At 42.1% G+C, this 14,400-nt stretch carries 19 protein-coding genes and 2 other annotated features; all 19 genes read left to right on the forward strand.

The genetic code is table 11. The features are described 5' to 3' along the window. Positions 1–2: 2 nt before the first annotated feature. Positions 3–1,085: a DNA integrity scanning diadenylate cyclase DisA gene (disA, locus tag MY9_RS00590; RefSeq protein ID WP_014662516.1), complete on the forward strand. Its 1,083-nt coding sequence runs from the start codon at positions 3–5 to the stop codon at positions 1,083–1,085. Positions 1,086–1,200: 115 nt separating this feature from the next. Next, entirely contained in the window at positions 1,201–2,301 is a 1,101-nt protein-coding gene (locus MY9_RS00595; protein ID WP_014662517.1) for a PIN/TRAM domain-containing protein, read from the forward strand. 14 nt (positions 2,302–2,315) lie between these two features. Continuing rightward, complete coding sequence (gene ispD, locus MY9_RS00600) at positions 2,316–3,014, forward strand: 2-C-methyl-D-erythritol 4-phosphate cytidylyltransferase (RefSeq protein ID WP_014662518.1); 699 nt, start codon at positions 2,316–2,318, stop codon at positions 3,012–3,014. Beyond that, positions 3,007–3,483: a 2-C-methyl-D-erythritol 2,4-cyclodiphosphate synthase gene (gene ispF, locus MY9_RS00605; protein ID WP_014475594.1), complete on the forward strand. Its 477-nt coding sequence runs from the start codon at positions 3,007–3,009 to the stop codon at positions 3,481–3,483. Before ispD ends, ispF begins: the two co-directional genes overlap by 8 nt. Positions 3,484–3,573: 90 nt before the next feature. Next, positions 3,574–5,025: a glutamate--tRNA ligase gene (gene gltX, locus MY9_RS00610; protein ID WP_014662519.1), complete on the forward strand. Its 1,452-nt coding sequence runs from the start codon at positions 3,574–3,576 to the stop codon at positions 5,023–5,025. 2 nt (positions 5,026–5,027) lie between these two features. Then, positions 5,028–5,258: a binding site (T-box leader), on the forward strand. Positions 5,259–5,326: 68 nt separating this feature from the next. Continuing rightward, on the forward strand, positions 5,327–5,980 hold the full coding sequence (gene cysE / locus MY9_RS00620; RefSeq protein WP_003225749.1) for a serine O-acetyltransferase: 654 nt from the start codon (positions 5,327–5,329) through the stop codon (positions 5,978–5,980). Then, positions 5,977–7,377, forward strand: a complete 1,401-nt coding sequence (gene cysS, locus MY9_RS00625) for a cysteine--tRNA ligase (protein ID WP_014662522.1) — start codon at positions 5,977–5,979, stop codon at positions 7,375–7,377. Before cysE ends, cysS begins: the two co-directional genes overlap by 4 nt. 3 nt (positions 7,378–7,380) lie before the next feature. Then, positions 7,381–7,812, forward strand: a complete 432-nt coding sequence (locus tag MY9_RS00630; protein WP_014662523.1) for a mini-ribonuclease 3 — start codon at positions 7,381–7,383, stop codon at positions 7,810–7,812. After that, positions 7,796–8,545 carry a 23S rRNA (guanosine(2251)-2'-O)-methyltransferase RlmB gene (gene rlmB / locus MY9_RS00635; RefSeq protein ID WP_003225755.1) on the forward strand — a complete coding sequence of 250 codons (750 nt, stop codon included), beginning with the start codon at positions 7,796–7,798 and terminating at the stop codon, positions 8,543–8,545. The genes MY9_RS00630 and rlmB overlap by 17 nt, the downstream gene beginning before the upstream one ends. A 6-nt stretch (positions 8,546–8,551) precedes the next feature. Beyond that, complete coding sequence (gene rae1, locus MY9_RS00640) at positions 8,552–9,064, forward strand: ribosome-dependent mRNA decay endonuclease Rae1/YacP (protein ID WP_003225756.1); 513 nt, start codon at positions 8,552–8,554, stop codon at positions 9,062–9,064. Between the two features lie 62 nt (positions 9,065–9,126). Further along, positions 9,127–9,783, forward strand: coding sequence for an RNA polymerase sporulation sigma factor SigH (gene sigH / locus MY9_RS00645; protein ID WP_014662524.1), 657 nt, complete (start codon positions 9,127–9,129; stop codon positions 9,781–9,783). Positions 9,784–9,875: 92 nt separating this feature from the next. Further along, positions 9,876–10,025 carry a 50S ribosomal protein L33 gene (gene rpmG, locus MY9_RS00650; protein ID WP_003156421.1) on the forward strand — a complete coding sequence of 50 codons (150 nt, stop codon included), beginning with the start codon at positions 9,876–9,878 and terminating at the stop codon, positions 10,023–10,025. Between the two features lie 34 nt (positions 10,026–10,059). Beyond that, on the forward strand, positions 10,060–10,239 hold the full coding sequence (gene secE / locus MY9_RS00655; protein ID WP_004399676.1) for a preprotein translocase subunit SecE: 180 nt from the start codon (positions 10,060–10,062) through the stop codon (positions 10,237–10,239). 178 nt (positions 10,240–10,417) lie between these two features. Beyond that, the gene (nusG, locus tag MY9_RS00660; protein WP_003225764.1) at positions 10,418–10,951 is read left to right on the forward strand and encodes a transcription termination/antitermination protein NusG; all 534 of its coding nucleotides are present in this window, start codon (positions 10,418–10,420) and stop codon (positions 10,949–10,951) included. 167 nt (positions 10,952–11,118) lie between these two features. Next, positions 11,119–11,544, forward strand: a complete 426-nt coding sequence (gene rplK / locus MY9_RS00665) for a 50S ribosomal protein L11 (protein ID WP_003156430.1) — start codon at positions 11,119–11,121, stop codon at positions 11,542–11,544. A gap of 94 nt (positions 11,545–11,638) precedes the next feature. Continuing rightward, positions 11,639–12,337: a 50S ribosomal protein L1 gene (gene rplA / locus MY9_RS00670; RefSeq protein WP_003242022.1), complete on the forward strand. Its 699-nt coding sequence runs from the start codon at positions 11,639–11,641 to the stop codon at positions 12,335–12,337. 45 nt (positions 12,338–12,382) lie between these two features. After that, positions 12,383–12,523: a sequence feature (ribosomal protein L10 leader region), on the forward strand. Positions 12,524–12,588: 65 nt separating this feature from the next. After that, entirely contained in the window at positions 12,589–13,089 is a 501-nt protein-coding gene (gene rplJ, locus MY9_RS00675; protein ID WP_014662526.1) for a 50S ribosomal protein L10, read from the forward strand. A 45-nt stretch (positions 13,090–13,134) separates the two neighbouring features. After that, positions 13,135–13,506, forward strand: a complete 372-nt coding sequence (gene rplL / locus MY9_RS00680; RefSeq protein WP_003156436.1) for a 50S ribosomal protein L7/L12 — start codon at positions 13,135–13,137, stop codon at positions 13,504–13,506. Between the two features lie 89 nt (positions 13,507–13,595). Beyond that, positions 13,596–14,201, forward strand: coding sequence for a class I SAM-dependent methyltransferase (locus tag MY9_RS00685; protein WP_014662527.1), 606 nt, complete (start codon positions 13,596–13,598; stop codon positions 14,199–14,201). The last annotated feature ends 199 nt before the right edge of the window (positions 14,202–14,400 follow it).

Consider the following 14,400-nt stretch of genomic DNA (forward strand, 5'->3'; position numbering starts at 1 on the left):
AGATGGAAAAAGAGAAAAAAGGGGCGAAACACGAGTTAGACCTGTCATCTATATTGCAGTTTGTTGCTCCGGGTACACCGCTCAGAGCGGGGATGGAGAACGTCTTGAGAGCAAATACAGGCGGTCTGATCGTTGTTGGATATAATGATAAAGTAAAAGAAGTGGTGGATGGAGGATTTCACATCAACACGGCTTTTTCTCCGGCGCATTTGTATGAGCTGGCTAAAATGGATGGCGCGATCATTTTAAGTGATTCGGGTCAAAAGATCCTATATGCGAATACACAGCTGATGCCGGATGCCACAATTGCTTCATCAGAAACAGGAATGCGGCACAGAACTGCCGAAAGAGTAGCTAAGCAAACCGGCTGTCTTGTGATCGCTATTTCTGAAAGAAGAAATGTCATAACGTTATATCAGGAAAACATGAAGTATACACTAAAGGACATAGGATTTATTTTAACCAAGGCGAACCAAGCCATTCAAACACTTGAAAAATATAAGACAATCCTCGATAAAACGATTAATGCACTGAATGCGTTAGAGTTTGAGGAGCTTGTTACCTTTAGCGATGTCTTGTCTGTCATGCATCGTTATGAAATGGTGTTGAGAATTAAAAACGAAATAAATATGTATATCAAAGAGCTGGGGACAGAAGGACATCTGATCAAACTGCAAGTCATTGAATTGATTACGGATATGGAAGAAGAGGCCGCTTTATTTATTAAGGATTATGTAAAAGAAAAGATTAAAGATCCGTTTGTTCTTTTGAAGGAGCTGCAGGATATGTCCAGTTATGATCTGCTGGATGATTCCATTGTGTATAAGCTTCTCGGTTATCCTGCTTCTACTAATCTTGATGATTATGTATTGGCTAGAGGATACAGGCTGTTAAATAAGATACCGCGTCTGCCGATGCCAATTGTTGAAAATGTTGTAGAAGCATTTGGAGTCCTTCCAAGGATTATTGAGGCGAGTGCAGAAGAATTAGATGAAGTAGAAGGAATCGGTGAAGTACGAGCCCAAAAAATTAAAAAAGGATTAAAACGCCTGCAAGAGAAGCATTATTTAGACCGGCAGCTGTGATTTCGGTTAAAACCTGGTGAATACGGGTATATTAATGTTGGTTTTTGTTTATTCTGATATTCGTAGGGTGCATAAGACTTTGTGAAATTAAAATGTTTAAGAAGGAGGTGGGGGTATGTTAAAACGAATAGTTCAGGCGTTCTTCATTATTTTTGGTGGCGTTGTTGGTATATTTCTAATACCTGAATTGTTTGTACTGTTAAATATACAGGACATACCTTTAATAACAAACGCATATACGTCTGCGGCAATTGGGGCAATTATCTTTTTTCTCATCAGTATATGGGGTACAGAATACGTTGTGAACTGGGTGAAGTGGATAGAGGATTCATTGTTAAAAGCGCCGGTTCCAGATTTGTTATTTGGAAGTCTAGGCCTGGTTTTTGGACTTATAATTGCTTATCTTATCGTAAATGTTATTCCTTTAGACAATATACCTTACCGCATATTCAGCACAATTATCCCTGTATTTTTGGCTTTCTTCCTCGGTTATCTCGGCTTCCAGGTGGGCTTTAAGAAAAAGGATGAATTGATCAGCCTGTTTTCCATTTCCGCCAGAATGCAAAAGAAAAAAGGATCAGCTGAAGAAGAACATGAGGTTCAAGACAAGAAGCTGAAAATTTTGGACACTAGTGTTATTATTGATGGGAGAATAGCAGATATTTGCCAGACTGGATTTTTAGAGGGAGTTATCGTGATTCCGCAGTTTGTCCTTGAGGAGTTGCAGCATATTGCCGACTCTTCCGATGTGTTAAAACGAAACAGAGGACGCCGCGGTCTTGATATCCTGAACCGCATTCAGAAAGAATTAGACATTGAAGTTGAAATTTACGAAGGCGACTTTGAGGATATTCAGGAGGTTGACAGTAAGCTCGTCAAACTTGCGAAGCTGACATCCGGGGTCGTTGTGACGAATGATTTTAATTTAAATAAAGTATGCGAGCTTCAGAAGGTAGCAGTATTAAACATTAATGACCTTGCTAATGCGGTCAAGCCTGTTGTGCTTCCTGGCGAGGAAATGAATGTTCAGGTCATTAAGGATGGGAAAGAGCATAATCAGGGAGTTGCCTACTTGGATGATGGTACGATGATTGTCGTTGAAGAAGGACGCAATTATATCGGCAAGCATATTGATGTACTCGTCACAAGTGTGTTGCAGACAGCAGCGGGACGAATGATTTTTGCGAAGCCTAAGCTGTTGGAGAAGGCGCTGTAAAGGGAGAAAAAACAATGAGTTATGATGTGGTGATTCCTGCAGCCGGACAGGGAAAGCGGATGAAGGCAGGGAGAAATAAACTGTTCATTGAGCTGAAAGGAGACCCGGTGATCATACACACGTTAAGAGTGTTTGACAGCCACCGGCAGTGCAAAAAAATCATTTTGGTGATTAACGAGCAGGAGCGGGAGCAATTTCAGCAAATGCTGACCGATTATCCGTTTCAAACATCGATTGAGCTTGTTGCAGGCGGAGATGAGCGTCAGCACAGTGTTTATAAGGGGCTGAAAGCCGTAAAGCAAGAAAAGATCGTCCTTGTACATGACGGTGCCCGCCCATTTATAAAACATGAACAAATTGACGAACTGATCGCAGAGGCGGAACAGACAGGAGCGGCCATCCTCGCTGTTCCGGTAAAAGATACAATTAAACGCGTTCAAGATTTACAAGTCAGCGAGACGATTGAACGTTCAAGCTTGTGGGCTGTCCAAACGCCACAAGCTTTTCGTCTTTCTTTATTGTTGGAGGCTCACGCTGAGGCCGAGCGCAAGGGATTTTTAGGGACGGATGACGCCAGCCTCGTTGAACAGATGGAAGGCGGTTCGGTCCGTGTTGTAGAAGGCAGTTATACAAATATTAAGCTGACGACGCCAGACGATTTGACGTCAGCTGAAGCTATCATGGAATCAGAAAGTGGGAATAAACATGTTTAGAATTGGACAAGGATTTGATGTGCATCAATTAGTGGAGGGCCGTCCTCTGATTATTGGCGGAATTGAAATCCCGTACGAAAAAGGGCTGCTTGGCCATTCTGATGCAGACGTATTGCTGCATACTGTCGCTGACGCCTGCCTGGGAGCTGTGGGTGAAGGTGATATTGGCAAGCATTTTCCTGACACAGATCCTGAGTTCAAGGACGCAGACTCTTTCAAATTACTTCAGCATGTTTGGGGAATCGTGAAACAAAAAGGGTATGTCCTTGGGAACATTGATTGCACCATCATAGCGCAAAAGCCGAAGATGCTGCCATACATAGAAGATATGAGAAAAAGAATCGCTGAAGGCCTTGAGGCAGAGGTTTCACAGGTAAATGTAAAAGCAACAACGACAGAAAAGCTTGGATTTACAGGACGGGCGGAAGGAATAGCGGCTCAGGCGACAGTACTGATACAAAAAGGCTAACTTGTTTTGATGCTGGGTCTATTTGGTGGTAGAATAGATTCATACATTTTTGCCTGAGGCCATACATGACATGAAAGGAAGTATTTGAAAATGGGAAACGAAGTACGCGTCCGTTATGCACCGAGTCCAACCGGACATTTGCATATTGGAAATGCCAGAACGGCGCTTTTTAATTATTTATTTGCTCGCAATCAAGGCGGTAAGTTTATCATTCGTGTTGAGGACACTGATAAAAAGCGCAATATTGAGGGCGGAGAACAAAGCCAGCTGAATTATCTGAAGTGGCTAGGTATTGACTGGGATGAGAGTGTGGATGTCGGCGGAGAGTACGGCCCATACCGTCAGTCAGAGCGTAACGATATCTATAAAGTGTACTATGAAGAGCTCCTTGAAAAAGGGCTTGCTTATAAATGCTACTGTACGGAAGAAGAGCTTGAAAAAGAGCGTGAAGAGCAGATTGCCCGCGGAGAAATGCCACGGTATTCTGGGAAACACAGAGATCTGACTCAGGAAGAACAGGAGAAATTTATTGCTGAAGGCAGAAAGCCGAGTATTCGTTTCCGTGTTCCAGAAGGAAAAGTCATCGCCTTCAACGACATCGTAAAAGGCGAAATTTCTTTTGAATCAGATGGCATTGGCGACTTCGTTATTGTGAAAAAGGACGGAACGCCTACTTATAACTTCGCGGTAGCTATTGATGACTACTTAATGAAAATGACACACGTGCTGCGCGGTGAGGATCATATTTCTAACACACCGAAACAGATTATGATCTATCAAGCATTCGGGTGGGATATTCCACAGTTCGGACATATGACGCTGATTGTAAACGAAAGCCGTAAAAAGCTCAGCAAACGTGATGAATCCATTATTCAATTCATCGAGCAGTACAAAGAGCTTGGCTACTTGCCAGAAGCGCTGTTCAACTTTATCGGGCTGCTAGGCTGGTCACCGGTTGGAGAAGAAGAGCTTTTCACAAAAGAGCAGTTTATTGAAATTTTTGATGTAAATCGTTTATCTAAATCACCAGCTTTGTTTGATATGCATAAGCTAAAATGGGTTAACAACCAATATGTGAAGAAGCTGGATCTTGATCAGGTTGTTGAACTGACGCTTCCGCATTTGCAAAAAGCCGGCAAAGTTGGCACTGAGCTTTCTGCTGAAGAACAAGAGTGGGTTCGCAAATTGATTTCCCTGTATCATGAGCAATTAAGCTACGGTGCCGAAATTGTTGAGCTGACTGATTTGTTCTTTGCGGATGAGATCGAGTATAATCAAGAAGCGAAAGCTGTTCTGGAAGAGGAGCAGGTTCCTGAAGTGCTCAGCACATTCGCTGCGAAGCTTGAAGAGCTTGAGGAGTTCACTCCAGATAATATCAAAGCATCGATCAAAGCAGTGCAGAAAGAAACTGGCCACAAAGGGAAAAAACTGTTTATGCCGATTCGTGTTGCTGTTACAGGGCAAACTCACGGTCCGGAACTGCCGCAATCAATCGAATTGATCGGTAAAGAGACTGCGATTCAGCGTTTGAAAAATATCTAAATAAATGATTGTTGACAGGGAAGAGTATAAAGCTTTAGGCCATTACAGAAAGGATCTTCATTGGCTGAGAGAGATCCATGAGCCGGGTTTTAGAAGTGCGCCCTTAAGACCTTTGAAGAACGTTTTTAAAAATCAGTATTCAAAGGCGGCCGCCGCCGTTACAGGCTGAAGTTGGGAGAGCAGGAGTCTGCTTTTCAAACAGAGTGGAACCGCGCGGTTAAAGCGTCTCTGTCATGTTTTCATGCAGAGACGCTTTTTTTATTGGGCAGAGGAAATCAGATAGAGAAACGGGGGGAAGCATGTGTTTTTTAGAATGCTAAAAGAAGACATTGATACTGTTTTCGATCAAGATCCTGCAGCAAGAAGCTATTTTGAAGTGATTTTAACTTATTCCGGTTTACATGCTATATGGGCGCATCGGATTGCACATGCTTTATATAAACGAAAATTTTATTTCCTTGCACGCCTTATATCTCAAGTAAGCCGATTTTTTACCGGGATCGAAATCCACCCCGGCGCTACAATTGGGAGAAGATTTTTCATAGACCACGGCATGGGGGTTGTCATTGGGGAGACATGTGAAATCGGCAATAACGTAACCGTTTTTCAGGGGGTTACCCTTGGGGGAACGGGGAAAGAAAAGGGAAAAAGGCACCCAACGATTAAAGATGACGCATTGATAGCCACAGGTGCTAAAGTGCTCGGTTCAATTACGGTCGGTGAAGGCTCAAAGATTGGCGCTGGTTCAGTAGTGCTGCATGATGTTCCCGATTTTTCAACAGTTGTCGGTATCCCCGGACGGGTCGTTGTACAAAATGGCAAGAAGGTAAGACGCGATTTAAACCATCAGGATTTGCCCGATCCGGTTGCTGACCGCTTTAAGTCTTTGGAACAGCAGATTTTAGAGCTGAAGGCAGAACTTGAAGACAGAAAAGAAAGGATCAATCAAAAATGACAATCACACTTTATAATACATTGACTAGACAGAAGGAAACATTCGTTCCTCTTGAAGAGGGGAAAGTGAAAATGTACGTATGCGGACCGACAGTTTACAATTACATTCACATCGGAAACGCGCGTCCGGCTATCGTTTACGATACGGTTCGAAACTATTTGGAGTACAAAGGCTATGATGTGCAGTATGTCTCTAACTTCACAGACGTAGACGATAAATTAATTAAAGCGGCAAATGAGCTTGGTGAGGATGTGCCTACCATCTCAGAGCGTTTTATTAAAGCATATTTTGAAGATGTAGGTGCGCTCGGATGCCGAAAAGCCGACCTTCATCCGCGGGTGATGGAAAACATGGATGCCATTATTGAATTCGTAGATCAGCTCGTGAAAAAGGGCTACGCTTATGAATCAGAAGGTGACGTTTATTTCAAAACAAGAGCGTTTGAAGGATACGGAAAGCTTTCTCAGCAATCAATCGATGAGCTAAGATCAGGTGCACGCATCCGGGTCGGCGAGAAAAAAGAAGATGCTCTTGATTTCGCACTGTGGAAAGCGGCAAAAGAAGGAGAAATCTCCTGGGATAGCCCTTGGGGAAAAGGACGTCCGGGCTGGCACATTGAATGCTCAGCAATGGTGAAAAAATATCTGGGTGACCAGATTGATATCCATGCGGGCGGACAGGATTTAACATTCCCTCACCATGAAAACGAAATTGCGCAATCTGAGGCATTGACAGGAAAAACGTTTGCGAAGTACTGGCTCCATAATGGCTATATCAATATTGATAATGAAAAAATGTCAAAATCACTGGGCAACTTTGTGCTTGTGCATGACATCATTAAACAGCATGATCCGCAGCTTTTGAGATTCTTTATGCTATCTGTTCATTATCGCCATCCGATTAACTATTCAGAAGAGCTTCTAGAAAATACGAAAAGCGCATTTAACCGTTTAAAAACAGCGTACAGCAATCTTCAGCACCGTCTGAACAGCAGTACGAATTTAACGGAGGATGACGATCAATGGCTTGAGAAAGTTGAAGAACACCGCAAAGCATTTGAAGAAGCGATGGACGATGACTTTAATACGGCGAATGCGATTTCTGTCTTGTTCGACTTAGCGAAGCATGCCAATTATTATCTTCAGAAAGACCATACAGCTGATCATGTAATTACGGCGTTTATCCAGATGTTTGACCGTATTGTTTCTGTTCTCGGTTTTTCATTGGGTGAGCAGGAACTTCTCGATCAAGAGATTGAAGACTTAATTGAAAAACGAAATGAAGCGCGCCGGAATCGCGATTTTGCGTTGTCAGACCAGATTCGCGACCAGCTGAAAAGCATGAATATCATTCTTGAAGATACGGCTCAAGGCACTCGCTGGAAACGGGGAGAATAACGGATGCTTGAATTTGATACGATAAAAGATTCAAAGCAGCTTAACGGTCTTGCGCTTGCTTATATAGGTGATGCCATTTTTGAAGTGTATGTAAGGCATCACCTGCTTAAGCAGGGCTTTACCAAACCAAATGATCTTCATAAGAAATCAAGCCGGATTGTTTCGGCAAAGTCGCAGGCTGAGATCCTATTTTTTCTGCAGAATCAATCATTTTTTACGGAAGAAGAGGAAGCGGTGCTGAAAAGAGGCAGAAATGCCAAGTCAGGAACAACACCTAAAAATACAGATGTTCAGACGTACCGCTATAGTACAGCATTTGAAGCGCTTCTGGGCTACCTTTTTCTAGAGAAAAGAGAGGAACGGCTTAGTCAGCTCATAGCCGAAGCTATACAATTCGGGACGTCAGGGAGGAAAACAAATGAGTCAGCAACATGATTACGTCATAGGGAAGAATGCAGTGATCGAGACGTTAAAATCTGATCGGAAGCTGTATAAGCTGTGGATGGCGGAAAACACCGTAAAGGGACAGGCACAGCAAGTGATTGAGCTTGCGAAAAAGCAGGGAATCACGATTCAATACGTCCCGAGAAAAAAACTCGATCAAATGGTGACAGGACAGCATCAAGGCGTTGTGGCACAGGTTGCAGCGTATGAATATGCAGAACTGGACGATTTATATAAAGCGGCCGAAGAAAGAAATGAACAGCCTTTCTTCCTCATTCTGGACGAGCTTGAAGACCCTCATAATCTTGGTTCCATTATGAGAACAGCTGATGCGGTCGGCGCTCATGGCATCGTCATTCCAAAACGGAGAGCTGTCGGGCTGACAACAACAGTGGCAAAAGCTTCAACAGGGGCAATTGAACACATTCCTGTAGCAAGAGTCACCAATTTGGCACGGACGTTAGAAGAGATGAAAGAACGGGGAATCTGGGTTGTTGGAACGGATGCGTCCGCGCGTGAGGATTACCGCAATATGGACGGCAATATGCCTTTGGCTTTAGTCATCGGAAGTGAAGGAAAAGGGATGGGCCGACTCGTGAAAGAAAAGTGTGATTTTCTCATTAAACTCCCGATGGCCGGAAAGGTAACTTCACTAAATGCATCTGTCGCGGCTGGTCTTTTGATGTATGAAGTCTACCGGAAACGAAACCCTCTGGGAGAATAAAGACCCATGGATATCCTGTTAGTAGACGGGTACAACATGATTGGAGCCTGGCCGCAGCTGAAGGATTTAAAAGCGAACAGTTTCGAAGAGGCGAGAGACGTACTGATTCAGAAAATGGCGGAATATCAATCGTATACAGGAAACAGGGTTATTGTTGTTTTTGACGCGCATCTCGTTAAAGGGCTTGAGAAAAAACAGACCAACCATCGAGTTGAAGTGATTTTTACAAAAGAAAATGAGACGGCTGATGAGCGGATAGAAAAGCTCGCTCAGGCTTTGAATAATATTGCGACTCAAATTCACGTTGCGACCTCTGACTATACTGAGCAATGGGCGATTTTCGGACAGGGGGCATTGCGGAAATCGGCCCGGGAGCTTTTGAGAGAGGTAGAAGCGATTGAAAGGCGAATAGAGAGACGGGTAAGAAAAATCACTTCCGAAAAGCCGGCGGGTAAAATTGCTTTATCGGAAGAGGTTTTGAAAACGTTTGAAAAGTGGAGGCGGGGAGACTTAGATTAAGTTGACGCTTTTTTGCCCAATACTGTATAATATTTCTATCTACGTGCGCCGGGGGGATCGGAGTGAATCTACAGAACAACAAGGGAAAATTCAACAAAGAGCAGTTTTGCCAGTTGGAGGACGAGCAGGTCATTGAAAAGGTTCATGTTGGGGACAGTGATGCGTTAGATTACTTGATTACGAAGTACCGAAACTTTGTTCGGGCGAAAGCAAGATCCTATTTCTTAATAGGGGCGGACAGAGAAGATATTGTTCAGGAAGGCATGATAGGCCTCTATAAGTCTATTCGTGACTTCAAAGAGGACAAGCTTACCTCTTTCAAAGCTTTCGCAGAATTATGTATTACCCGCCAAATTATTACCGCAATAAAGACAGCTACTCGCCAGAAACACATTCCTTTGAATTCCTACGTCTCATTAGATAAACCGATTTTTGATGAAGAATCAGACCGAACGCTGCTTGATGTCATTTCAGGGGCGAAAACCTTAAATCCTGAGGAAATGATCATTAATCAGGAAGAATTTGATGACATTGAAATGAAAATGGGAGAACTACTAAGTGATTTAGAGAGAAAAGTACTCGCCTTATATCTCGACGGGAGAAGTTACCAAGAGATTTCCGATGAACTGAACCGACATGTGAAATCGATCGACAATGCCCTTCAGCGTGTGAAACGCAAGCTGGAGAAGTACTTGGAAATTCGCGAAATCAGTTTGTAATAGGAATTTAAGCTATATTGACAGTATTTTTCTGACTATGATATGTTACTAAAGATAAGAACTAATGTCTATTTAGAAAAAGGTGTAATGACATGAGAAAAAAGATTACGTTAGCATGCAAGACATGCGGAAACCGTAATTATACGACAATGAAGAGCTCTGCATCAGCGGCTGAGCGATTAGAAGTAAAGAAATACTGCAGTACTTGCAATTCACATACAGCTCATCTTGAAACAAAATAGTTTTTGCGCTTTTTAAATTGTGGAGGTCTTTTACATGCGTATTATGAAATTCTTTAAAGATGTTGGGAAAGAAATGAAAAAGGTAAGCTGGCCTAAAGGAAAAGAGTTAACGCGTTATACCATTACGGTAATTTCAACAGTTATCTTTTTTGTTATCTTTTTTGCCCTCCTTGACACAGGAATTTCTCAATTAATTCGTTTAATAGTTGAATAATGATCAGCAATACGTGCTATAATAGATCATAATATTACTTGCCAAAACCCGTTCAGCGGGTTTTTTATTGTGGCTTAAAATGAAAGTTATCATAGGCTTGCCGCCTATTTTTTGAAGCGTTATGGTAATTCACTAAAACCAAATGCGGGGAGGGAAGGACTGGACAGTCCTGAAGAGAATGGAAAAGAATTGGTATGTTGTTCACACGTACTCTGGTTACGAGAATAAAGTAAAAGCCAACTTGGAAAAACGTGTTGAATCAATGGGGATGCAGGATAAAATTTTCCGTGTAGTCGTACCCGAAGAAGAAGAAACGGATATCAAAAACGGCAAGAAAAAAGTCGTGAAAAAGAAAGTATTCCCTGGTTATGTGCTTGTTGAAATTGTAATGACAGACGACTCTTGGTATGTTGTCCGCAACACGCCGGGTGTTACTGGATTCGTAGGATCTGCCGGATCAGGTTCAAAACCGACGCCGCTTCTTCCAGGCGAAGCAGAAACCATTCTGAAGAGAATGGGCATGGACGAACGCAAAACTGATATTGACTTTGAACTGAAAGAGACAGTGAAAGTAATAGACGGACCTTTTGCTAACTTTACTGGATCGATTGAAGAGATTGATTATGACAAAAGCAAGGTCAAAGTTTTCGTTAATATGTTCGGCCGCGAAACGCCGGTTGAGCTGGAATTTACCCAAATCGATAAATTGTAATGTGAAAAAACTTGAAATTGCTATATATAAATGATAATATAGCAAAGGTACGTCTTGGACTTATCCAAGGCAACTAGCATGATATTTCGTCATTCATATAAAGAATGAAACCTTGAGTGGGAGGGTTTACCCTATTACCACATCACGGACTTAAGGAGGTGTGTCTCGTGGCTAAAAAAGTAGTTAAAGTTGTAAAATTGCAAATTCCTGCTGGAAAAGCTAACCCAGCACCACCAGTTGGACCTGCACTTGGTCAAGCCGGTGTTAACATCATGGGATTCTGTAAGGAGTTTAACGCTCGTACAGCTGACCAAGCTGGTTTAATCATTCCTGTTGAAATTTCGGTTTACGAAGACCGTTCATTTACATTTATTACAAAAACTCCACCTGCTGCAGTATTGCTTAAAAAAGCAGCTGGAATTGAGTCTGGTTCTGGTGAACCAAACCGTAATAAAGTGGCAACCGTTAAGCGCGATAAAGTACGCGAAATCGCTGAAACGAAAATGCCTGACTTAAACGCAGCAGACGTTGAAGCGGCAATGCGCATGGTTGAAGGTACTGCCCGCAGTATGGGTATTGTAATCGAGGATTAATTTGTTTCTTGTCGGGTTGCGAGTTTTAACAAGTTCGCAACCCTTATTCGTGGGAGGTTATTCCGCTATAACCACATAAGGAGGAAATTTTAAAATGGCTAAAAAAGGTAAAAAGTACGTTGAAGCTGCTAAGCTTGTAGACCGTTCTAAAGCTTACGACGTTTCTGAAGCAGTAGCTCTCGTTAAAAAAACAAACACAGCTAAATTCGACGCTACAGTTGAAGTGGCTTTCCGTTTAGGGGTTGACCCTCGTAAAAACGACCAGCAAATCCGCGGAGCAGTTGTGCTTCCAAACGGAACTGGTAAAACTCAGCGCGTTCTCGTTTTCGCAAAAGGCGAAAAAGCGAAAGAAGCTGAAGCTGCTGGTGCAGATTACGTAGGAGATACTGACTACATCAACAAAATTCAACAAGGCTGGTTCGATTTCGACGTAATCGTAGCTACACCTGACATGATGGGTGAAGTTGGTAAAATCGGTCGTGTACTTGGACCAAAAGGTTTAATGCCAAACCCTAAAACTGGTACAGTTACTTTCGAAGTTGAAAAAGCGATCGGCGAAATCAAAGCTGGTAAAGTTGAATACCGCGTAGATAAAGCTGGAAACATTCATGTTCCTATCGGTAAAGTTTCTTTCGAGGATGAAAAACTTGTTGAGAACTTCACAACAATGTACGATACAATCCTGAAAGCTAAACCTGCCGCAGCTAAAGGCGTTTACGTGAAAAACGTTGCTGTAACTTCTACTATGGGACCTGGTGTCAAAGTAGACTCTTCAACTTTTAACGTAAAATAATATTGACATGACATCAACATTCTGATATTATTCAAAATGTTGTAAAATAGAATATCATTTATACCGTAGACAGTAGGGGCCTAACCGCTTAATCATCCTACCGAGGTGTATATTATCACAGCTATTACGTTACGTATGCTTGTATATACAGCCTCCATGTCTCATGGAGGCTTTTTATATGGAATCCGTCGTCTCAGTCGTGATCACCTAACGGTATAAGTGTTACACAAGAATCTACAGGAGGTGTAACCATGAGCAGCGCAATTGAAACTAAAAAAGTTGTTGTTGAAGAAATTGCTTCTAAACTGAAAGAAAGTAAATCAACGATCATCGTTGACTATCGCGGACTTAACGTTTCTGAAGTAACTGAACTTCGTAAACAGCTTCGCGAAGCTAACGTTGAGTTCAAAGTTTACAAAAATACGATGACTCGCCGTGCGGTTGAACAAGCTGAGCTTAATGGTTTGAATGATTTCTTAACTGGACCGAACGCGATCGCATTCAGCACTGAAGATGTTGTCGCTCCGGCTAAAGTTCTGAATGACTTCGCTAAAAATCACGAAGCTCTTGAAATCAAAGCTGGCGTAATCGAAGGTAAAGTTTCTACTGTTGAAGAAGTGAAAGCTCTTGCTGAACTTCCATCACGCGAAGGCTTGCTTTCTATGTTGCTTAGCGTACTTCAAGCTCCAGTTCGCAACTTTGCTCTTGCTGCAAAAGCTGTGGCAGAACAAAAGGAAGAACAAGGCGCTTAATCTAATCAGTTTTTCATAAATTAAAACAAAATGGAGGAATTACAAATGGCTTTAAATATCGAAGAAATCATTGCTTCCGTTAAAGAAGCAACTGTACTTGAATTGAACGACCTAGTAAAAGCAATCGAAGAAGAATTTGGCGTAACTGCTGCAGCTCCTGTAGCTGTAGCTGGCGGAGCTGCTGCAGGCGGAGCTGCTGAAGAGCAAAGCGAATTCGACCTTATCCTTGCTGGTGCAGGATCTCAAAAAATCAAAGTTATCAAAGTTGTACGTGAAATCACTGGTCTTGGCTTGAAAGAAGCTAAAGAACTTGTTGACAACACTCCAAAACCACTTAAAGAAGGTATTGCTAAAGAAGAAGCTGAAGAGCTTAAAGCTAAACTTGAAGAAGTTGGCGCTTCTGTAGAAGTTAAGTAATCTTCACTTACCTGGAGGGGAAGCTCGCTTTTATGAGGCGAGCTTTTTCTTTGCCATTCTTTAAGCCATGAAAAAAGGAGGTTCTAATAATGAGTGAGCACTATTATTCAGAAAAACCTTCAGTGAAAAGCAACAAGCAAACCTGGTCTTTTAGGCTTCGGAATAAAGATTTCACGTTTACCAGCGACAGCGGGGTTTTTTCTAAAAAAGAAGTTGATTTCGGCTCCCGCCTGCTGATTGATTCTTTTGAAGAGCCTGAGGTTGAGGGCAGCATTTTGGATGTAGGCTGCGGGTACGGGCCGATTGGTTTATCGCTGGCCAGCGACTTTAAAGACCGGACTATCCACATGATTGATGTTAATGAGAGAGCCGTAGAACTATCAAATGGAAATGCGGAACAGAATGGAATAACAAACGTTAAAATTTATCAAAGCGATTTGTTTTCAAACGTTGATTCTGCTCAAACATTTGCTTCTATTCTTACAAATCCCCCAATCCGAGCCGGAAAAAAAGTTGTCCATGCTATCTTTGAGAAAAGCGCTGAACACTTAAAAGCTTCAGGTGAGTTGTGGATCGTCATACAGAAAAAGCAAGGCGCGCCTTCTGCCATTGAAAAGCTCGAGGAACTGTTCGATGAAGTTTCTGTCGTTCAAAAAAAGAAAGGCTATTATATCATAAAAGCAAAAAAAGTTTGACTCGGTATTTTAACTATGTTAATATTGTAAAATGCCAATGTATATATTTTGCTTGATATGATGAATTGTCAATATCTATGTATAAATTATACAAGTATGGAAATGCTAATAAAATCGGTATTTGTTTTTGGATGTGGTTTTCTTAATTAGAAACCCTTTTTTCTTTTGTCTTGTAAAAGTATTTTCTTTCTTTGGAAGA

Origin of the sequence: Bacillus sp. JS (genome assembly GCF_000259365.1) — a bacterium.
In the GTDB taxonomy this organism is placed as follows: domain Bacteria; phylum Bacillota; class Bacilli; order Bacillales; family Bacillaceae; genus Bacillus; species Bacillus stercoris.

Excerpts from the sequence above, each read along its gene's own strand:
- disA (WP_014662516.1), top strand. The coding sequence starts at position 3 with ATGGAAAAAGAGAAAAAAGGGGCGAAACACGAGTTAGACCTGTCATCT.
- MY9_RS00595 (WP_014662517.1), top strand. The coding sequence starts at position 1,201 with ATGTTAAAACGAATAGTTCAGGCGTTCTTCATTATTTTTGGTGGCGTT.
- ispD (WP_014662518.1), top strand. The coding sequence starts at position 2,316 with ATGAGTTATGATGTGGTGATTCCTGCAGCCGGACAGGGAAAGCGGATG.
- ispF (WP_014475594.1), top strand. The coding sequence starts at position 3,007 with ATGTTTAGAATTGGACAAGGATTTGATGTGCATCAATTAGTGGAGGGC.
- gltX (WP_014662519.1), top strand. The coding sequence starts at position 3,574 with ATGGGAAACGAAGTACGCGTCCGTTATGCACCGAGTCCAACCGGACAT.
- cysS (WP_014662522.1), top strand. The coding sequence starts at position 5,977 with ATGACAATCACACTTTATAATACATTGACTAGACAGAAGGAAACATTC.
- MY9_RS00630 (WP_014662523.1), top strand. The coding sequence starts at position 7,381 with ATGCTTGAATTTGATACGATAAAAGATTCAAAGCAGCTTAACGGTCTT.
- rlmB (WP_003225755.1), top strand. The coding sequence starts at position 7,796 with ATGAGTCAGCAACATGATTACGTCATAGGGAAGAATGCAGTGATCGAG.
- rae1 (WP_003225756.1), top strand. The coding sequence starts at position 8,552 with ATGGATATCCTGTTAGTAGACGGGTACAACATGATTGGAGCCTGGCCG.
- rpmG (WP_003156421.1), top strand. The coding sequence starts at position 9,876 with ATGAGAAAAAAGATTACGTTAGCATGCAAGACATGCGGAAACCGTAAT.
- secE (WP_004399676.1), top strand. The coding sequence starts at position 10,060 with ATGCGTATTATGAAATTCTTTAAAGATGTTGGGAAAGAAATGAAAAAG.
- nusG (WP_003225764.1), top strand. The coding sequence starts at position 10,418 with ATGGAAAAGAATTGGTATGTTGTTCACACGTACTCTGGTTACGAGAAT.
- rplA (WP_003242022.1), top strand. The coding sequence starts at position 11,639 with ATGGCTAAAAAAGGTAAAAAGTACGTTGAAGCTGCTAAGCTTGTAGAC.
- rplJ (WP_014662526.1), top strand. The coding sequence starts at position 12,589 with ATGAGCAGCGCAATTGAAACTAAAAAAGTTGTTGTTGAAGAAATTGCT.
- rplL (WP_003156436.1), top strand. The coding sequence starts at position 13,135 with ATGGCTTTAAATATCGAAGAAATCATTGCTTCCGTTAAAGAAGCAACT.
- MY9_RS00685 (WP_014662527.1), top strand. The coding sequence starts at position 13,596 with ATGAGTGAGCACTATTATTCAGAAAAACCTTCAGTGAAAAGCAACAAG.